Below are 7,509 nucleotides of genomic sequence, written 5' to 3' on the forward strand. Positions count from 1 at the left end.
TCTCATACTCGGCCCACGTCTCCAATATCGGCTGGATGGGCGCCGTCGCCGGCGGCGAGGTCGCCGGCACGACCGGCAGGGGGCTCCCCCTCGAGGCGCTGCGCCTCGTCCTGTCCGACGCCTCGACCGGCGAGCCCCTCGGCGCCGACGCCATATCCGTCGAGGCCCACGTCTCCAACGTCGGCTGGCAGGCCGCCGTCGGCAACGGCGGCACCGCCGGCACGACCGGCCAGTCCCGCGCCGTCGAGGCCCTGAGGGTCAGGCTGTCCGGGGAGCTGTCGGCCCGCTACACCGTCTGGTACCGCGTCCACTCCGCCGAGTTCGGCTGGCTGGGCTGGGCGTGCGACGGCGCCGACGCCGGCTCGGCGGGCTACGGCCGCGCCGTCCAGGCCGTCCAGGTCGCGGTCCTGCCCAAGGGCGACCCCGCCCCGGGCGACACCGCCACCCCGTTCGTCGACAGGTCCTCCGAGCCCCCCTCCGTCTCCTACCGCGCCCACGTCGCCGGCATCGGCTGGCAGGGCTCCGTCTCGGACGGCGCCGTCGCCGGCACCACCGGGCAGGGCCGCGCCCTCGAGGCCCTCTCGGGCTCCGTCTCCTGGTACGGGCACGGATCCTCCTCCCTCGAGGTGAGGGCCCACGTCTCGAACGTCGGCTGGCAGGGCTGGACCTCGGGGACCGCCGGCACCACCGGGCGCTCCCTAGCGGTCGAGGCGCTCCAGTTCAGGCTCTCCGGCGAGGCCGCCTCGTCCTGCGACGTCTGGTACCGCGTGCACTGCTCCGACTACGGCTGGCTCGGCTGGGCCAAGGACGGCGCGTCCGCGGGCACGGTTGGCCTGTCGAAGGCCGTCCAGGCCGTCCAGGTCGTGCTCGTCCCCAAGGGCGGCGCCGCGCCGGGGCCGGCCGGCGGGGCCTTCCGCGGCGCCGGCGAGCGCCTGTCCGGGTCGTCCATCTCCGTCGCCGGCTCGCCGGCGGGCTCGTCGTTCTCGGGCGGGGTCCTGACGCTCGGCTCCGAGAGGGGGCCCGTGCTGGGCTCCGTCGCCGCGACCGTCGACAACCTCGAGTCCGACGGGTCGGTCTGCTACCGCGGCCTGCTGCTGGGCTCCGGCTGGCAGGGGGAGACCAGCTCCGACGGGGCGCAGCTCGGCGCCTCGGGCGGCGGGCTCCAGCTCAAGGCCGTCCGCTTCGAGCTGTCCGGCGGCCTCGCGGAGCGCTACGACGTCTGGTACCGCTCCTGTGACTCCGCGCGCGGCTGGCTCGGCTGGGCGAGCGCCGGCGAGCCCTCCGGCGTCGAGTCCGGCGCCTCGGGCCTCACCGCCGTTCAGGTCGCCCTCGTCGCGAAGGGCTCCGGCGCCCCCGGCCCGGCCGAGGGGGCCTACGTCTCCGGCGCCGCCTCCGGCCCGTCGCTCGTCCTGCAGGGCCATGTCGCCGAGCGCGGCTGGCTGCCCGCGGTGGGCGGCGGCGAGGACGTCGGCACGACCGGCAGGGGCCTCGCGCTCCAGGCCGTGCGCGCCTCCCTCGAGGGGGCGGGCGAGGGGAGCTCCGTCTCCGTCGCGGCCCACGTGGCCGGCATCGGCTGGCAGGACGCCGCCTCCGCCCCCTCCTACGCCGGCACGGTGGGGCAGGGCCGCGCCGTCCAGGCCGTGAGGGTGTCCCTCTCCGGCCCCGTCTCCGAGCGCTACGACGTGTGGTACCGCGTCCACGCGGCCGGCTACGGCTGGCTCGGCTGGGCCAAGGACGGCGAGGCCGCGGGCACCGAGGGGCTCGGCGTCCAGGCAGAGGCCATCCAGGCCGTCCTCGTCGAGAAGGGCGGCGACGCCCCCTCGACGGGCGACCCCGCCGAGCTCTCCGTCCCCTCGCTCAGCCTCAGGGCCCACGTCTCCGGCGTCGGCTGGCAGCCCGCCGTCGGCAACGGCGGCACCGCCGGCACGACCGGCCAGTCCCGCGCCGTCGAGGCGATCGCCGCCGAGGTCTCCTCGCCGGTCTCCGGCGGCCTGTCCTACAGCGCCCACGTCTCCGGCGTCGGCTGGCAGGACGAGGTCTCGGGCGGCGCCGTGGCGGGCACCACCGGCCAGGGCAGGGCGGTCGAGTGCGTGAAGATGCGCCTGACCGGCGACCTCTCCGAGTACTACGACGTGTGGTACCGCGCCTACGTGCAGGACTACGGCTGGCTCGGCTGGGCCAGCGACGGGGCCCGCGCCGGCACGACCGGCATCGGCTACCGCGTAGAGGCGCTCCAGGTCCGCGTCCTCGCGAAGGGCTCGGCGGCCCCGGGCCCGACGGACGGCGCGTACAGGGACCGCCCATTGCATCCGAATTCGGTTGTTCTCAACGTCCCTTGTACAATGCAGAACCCCGAGCTTCCGACTGGCTGCGAGTCCGTTGCATTGACCAATGCGCTTAACTATTACGGATTTGGTTTGGGTAAAACCGTCATTGCAGACGCGTATATGCCTAGGAGCAGTTGGGATTTTGTTACGGCGTTTTGGGGCAATCCTCATAGCGCTTCGAATGGAAACTGCATATCTGCTCCCGGACTGACCAACACCGCGAATTCTTTCTTGATTAGCAGTGGTAGTAGTTTGCGAGCCTACGATGTGACCGGTACTGGTTTCTATGACCTTTATTCGTACTTGGAAGCTGGACATCCCGTTATTATTTGGTCAACGATAGGTATGCAAAACCTGGGAAGTTGCTATGCGACTCAGGCTTACGGCGGAAGGGTTTATAGAACCTATACCAACTCTCACACCGTTGTCTTAAGAGGCTTTAATCGCTCCCTAGGTACCGTTTACATTGCTGATTCACTCGCTGGCTATGTCTCTAACTCAGCTCAGCGCATTGCTTCGCTATACTCGCAAAGAGGAGCTCAGGCGGTCGTCATTAAATAGGCGCCGTCGAAGTCGAAGGAAGGTGGAATCGTGAAGCGTCTCTTAGATGTGTCCGTTTCTATACTTGTGGTTATCGCGCTGTTCATGAGTCAATCATGGGCCGTGACTGCTGCATATGCCGATTATTCAATTGACGGATCTGATGATTCAAACAGCTTTCATCTTGAAGGCTCTACTTCCAATCAAGCTGAGCCTATCTCTGGGGGGCAAGAATCGGATGCTGGCTCCGTAGATAGCGAGCCTCAAGACGCGCAGCAGGTCTTATCGGGGGAGACTAACGAAGCCGCTGCCGCTGATTCTGCCTCCAACGATCAGCTCACCGTCAAAAACGTTAGTGTTTCTGCCCATGTGCAGAATATTGGCTGGATGGATCCGGTTAGTTCGGGTAAGGTTGCCGGAACCACGGGTAGGGGCTTGAATCTTGAGGCGCTAAAAATCTCACTTGAAGTGGATGGAGCCACCTCTCAAGAACAGATTGCAAATGCCATATCCGTCGAGGCCCACGTCTCCAACGTCGGCTGGCAGGCCGCCGTCGGCAACGGCGGCACCGCCGGCACGACCGGCCAGTCCCGCGCCGTCGAGGCCCTGAGGGTCAGGCTGTCCGGGGAGCTGTCGGCCCGCTACACCGTCTGGTACCGCGTCCACTCCGCCGAGTTCGGCTGGCTGGGCTGGGCGTGCGACGGCGCCGACGCCGGCTCGGCGGGCTACGGCCGCGCCGTCCAGGCCGTCCAGGTCGCGGTCCTGCCCAAGGGCGACCCCGCCCCGGGCGACACCGCCTGTCCTTTTAAGAGCCGTAGCGATGAACCTGCCTCAATCACTGTTCGCTCACATACGTCGAATATTGGTTGGATGTCGCCCGTAGGCGGCGGATCTGTTGCCGGGACAACTGGTAGGGGCCTCCCCATGGAGGCGCTTGAGGCTCAGCTTGGCTGGTATGGTCACTCGGGCTCCATTGAGCTTCGTGGCCATGTTTCTAATGTCGGCTGGCAACAGTGGTCTGAGGGGCACTGTGGAACGACTGGTAAGTCTCAGCGTCTCGAAGCCGTTCAGATTCGTCTAACCGGTGAGGCAGCTGAAAAATATGACATTTGGTACTGTGCTCATGTCTCGGGTATAGGCTGGCTCGATTGGGCTTGTAATGGAGCTGCCGCTGGTTCTGCCGGTAAAGGCAAGGCTATCGAAGCGGTAAAGGTAATCCTTGTGGAGAAAGGCGGAGCAGCGCCTGGCTCTTCGAGCAAGGTCTTTATCGGCGATCTAGATGCTGTTGCGGTTTCCGGATCCGCCGTTTCTGGGGAGAGTCTTTGCTTATCTTCTGGTCAAAAGGCTACGATTGGAGGCAAGGGCGCCAAACTGCTGAACTCCATTGCCTTAAGCGTTGCAGGCCAAACTGATGACGGGTCAATTTCCTATGCCGTTATGGATGCATATTCAGGCTGGGGTGCTTCCGAATCGGATGGCGGCGCCGCCAAGGCGGTATCCGGCGCACCCATTAAAGCGATAAAAATGTCGCTGAGCGGCCAGTTTGCTGCCAATTATGACATTTGGTATCGAGTATACGATTCCGGTAATGGCTGGACGGGCTGGACGTCAAATGGTCAGGCATGTGGCGTTTCTGGTGGTTCTTCCGGTTTGTGCGGCATAGATGTTGCACTTGTTCGTAAGGGTCAACCTGCCCCTGGTTCTACCGGTAATGCATTTACCGAAACGTCGGGAATCGGTCTTGTATCCCAGGCGCACGTTGCTTCTGCGGGCTGGTTGGCTCCCGTTGGCAATGGCGAAACTGCCGGCCAGACGGGCATGTCTCGTTCTCTGCAGGCGTTGTATATTTCGACGCAGGGCATCGATGCCTCCGTTGAAGTGTCAGCACACGTTGCGAATATCGGTTGGCAGCCATACGTTTCGGGTGCTTCCTATGCTGGCACTGTTGGCAAGGGCCTCGCAATTCAGGCGGTTAAATTAAGGCTCACTGGCAACGACTCGTCAAAATACAATATTTACTACCGTATTCATGCGGCGGATTATGGTTGGCTTGGTTGGGCTAAAAATGACGCCGCAGCTGGCACCGTTGGGCTGTCTAAGCAGGCCGAGGCAATTCAAATTAAGTTGGTTGCCAAGGGTTCGTCCGACGCTCCCGTTCAAGATCATGCTGCGTTGATCCAGCTTCCTGGGCTATCCGCTAAGGCAAATTGCTCCGGTCTTGGCTGGCAAGCGTCTGTTGGCAATGGCGGTGTTGCCGGAACGGTTGGGCAGAACCGTGCCATGGAGGCAATGCAACTGTCCCTTTCCGATAGTTCCATGAACGGTGGCATTTCGTATTCCGCCCACGTATCCAATATCGGCTGGCAATCTGCTGTCTCAGATGGAGCCACAGCGGGAACCATTGGACAGGGACAACAAATCCAAGCTGTGAAGATTAATTTGACTGGTGACGTTTCGAATTACTTTGATGTCTGGTATCGCGTCCACGTGTCAAATTACGGATGGCTTGGCTGGACCAAAAATGGATCACCGGCGGGCACCACGAAGCTTGGCATTCCTGTTCAGGCATTACAGGTAAAGATTGTTCCCAAGGGCGCTTCCGCACCAGGCTCTACGTCTGATTCGTATTTTGAGACCTATCGTTATATGGGGTATCAGACCCCGGGATCTTATCCAAAGGTTAGTTGCAATAGCGTGCAGCTTCCTTCGTATTGCACCGGTTACTTTACGTATGTCACGCCTTCTCGAATTCCTTACAACGCTTCGCGACAGGATTGCATCAACGCATTCGTCCAGCGTGCTCGTGAATATATCGGGACGCGTTATATCGAGCCTTGGTCTTCTTGGCCGGGGGATGCGGTTGATTGTTCGGGCTTAGTGCTGCAATGTCTGTATGCGACTGGCATGGATATGGGTTGGTATAACCCGTATAACCATCGTTGGTTGCCCGAGCAAACCTACAACTCCATGAATTGGTATCGCAACAACACGTTTATGCCGGTTAGCACTTCTGCTATGCAGAGGGGAGATGTGGTCTACTACCAGGGCCATATTGGAATCTATATCGGAAACGGTCGAATCATTGATTCGTGGCCTGGGATCGGTGTGACCGAGCGCTCGGTCAATGCTCCAGGTCGTGTAATCGGTGCCGCTAGGCCTTTCGCATAGAGTCTGTTGAGGCGCTCCGTTGCAGGAGCGCCTCTTTTTGACTGTGTGCTAACTGGTGCTTTCCTAAGCTTTAAATGCCTGTATGGAAGTGCGATAATATAGCTAGTATTCGTTTCTTTATCTGTGGTTACTGTCTCGGGGGATATGCATGAAACGTCTTAAAGCGTCTGCTGCTTTGGTTTGTACGCTATTGATGGGCTGGTCGCAAATCATTCAGCCTTACAGCGCGTATGCGCTGTCGGTCCAGGCCGCCGCTGCTTCGCAGTCGGTCTCGCAAACATCGAACGAGTACGAATCTCAAGGTGCAAGCTCTCAGGGAGCGCAGGACGATGCCTCGGGTTCTCAGGGTGTAACCGAATGGTATGGTGACGATGCAAATGCTGCTCGTCCTGATGGGGGTGTAGACTCTGATTCAGGCGAACAGCCTGGAATTGGCATCGAAGAGTCTCGTGTTGACGAGTCAAACGGTGAAGCCCCAACCGATGATTCCACTGAAATGAATTCCTGCGAAGCCGACTCTTTGGAACCGAACTCTTGGCGTTTCGAAAACGGCGTGCTTATCGATTCTGACAATGGCGACATCGATGCGCAGTCTTTAACTGACGATCCTTTGCCCAATGGCGCTGTTGCGCGCGGCATCGATGTCAGCAATCATCAAGGAACTGTTGATTGGAATAAGGTTAAGGCCGCGGGGATTGATTTTGCCATTCTCAAGGTCGGTCCGGTTTACGGAAAACCTGACGATTCTTTTGAAAGGAACGCTGCTGAATGTGAACGCCTCGGCATTCCTTATGGCGTGTATTACTACTCCTACGCCCGTTCTGTAGAGGATGCCAATAAAGAGGCCGACAGGACACTTGCTTGGCTCGGCGGCCATCATCCGTCGCTTCCCGTTTATTATGATCTTGAGGATAGTTATATCTTGCAAGATCCGGATTTCAGCAAGGATAAGCTTACCCAGATTGCGCAGGCTTTTTGCAACCGTATGGAGGCCGTTGGCTTTAAGTCGGGTATCTATGCGAACCTTAACTGGCTTAACAACTACCTGAATTCTCCGTCGTTGAGCGGTTATGACCATTGGGTCGCTCAATATAATTGGCGTTGCGATTATGCTGGCAGCTACAGTTTCTGGCAGTATTCAAGCAGTGGCAATGTCCCGGGCGTCAACGGACGCTGTGACATGAACTACTGCTTCAACGGTTCTCTTCTCAACGTAGATGACAGCAAGATGCATATTCAGTATGAGGCGCATGTCTCGAATATTGGCTGGATGAGCAGCAAGCGCGACGGATCTACGGCTGGCACAACGGGGCAGTCTAAATCAGTGGAGGATCTTAAGGTCAGCATCTTGAATCCCGTTGAAGATGGCTCTGTGCAAATTAACGCCAATGTAAGTGGCGTCGGCTGGCAGGGCTGGGACACCCCCTCGGCCTCCGAGGGCGGCACCACCGGCCAGGGCCGCGCCGTCGAGGCC

At 60.5% G+C, this 7,509-nt stretch carries 3 protein-coding genes; all 3 read left to right on the forward strand.

The features are described 5' to 3' along the window. Positions 1-2,888 (forward strand): C39 family peptidase (locus ABHT90_RS00005; protein WP_346981204.1); only part of this gene is annotated, 2,888 nt, incomplete at its 5' end. A gap of 30 nt (positions 2,889-2,918) precedes the next feature. After that, a complete protein-coding gene (locus ABHT90_RS00010; protein ID WP_346981205.1) occupies positions 2,919-6,035 on the forward strand; it encodes an NlpC/P60 family protein in 3,117 nt (1,038 codons plus the stop codon). 148 nt (positions 6,036-6,183) lie between these two features. Further along, positions 6,184-7,509 (forward strand): GH25 family lysozyme (locus tag ABHT90_RS00015; protein ID WP_271759584.1); only part of this gene is annotated, 1,326 nt, incomplete at its 3' end.

It is taken from the genome of Collinsella aerofaciens, from assembly GCF_039758815.1.
In the GTDB taxonomy this organism is placed as follows: Bacteria; Actinomycetota; Coriobacteriia; order Coriobacteriales; family Coriobacteriaceae; genus Collinsella; species Collinsella aerofaciens_BP.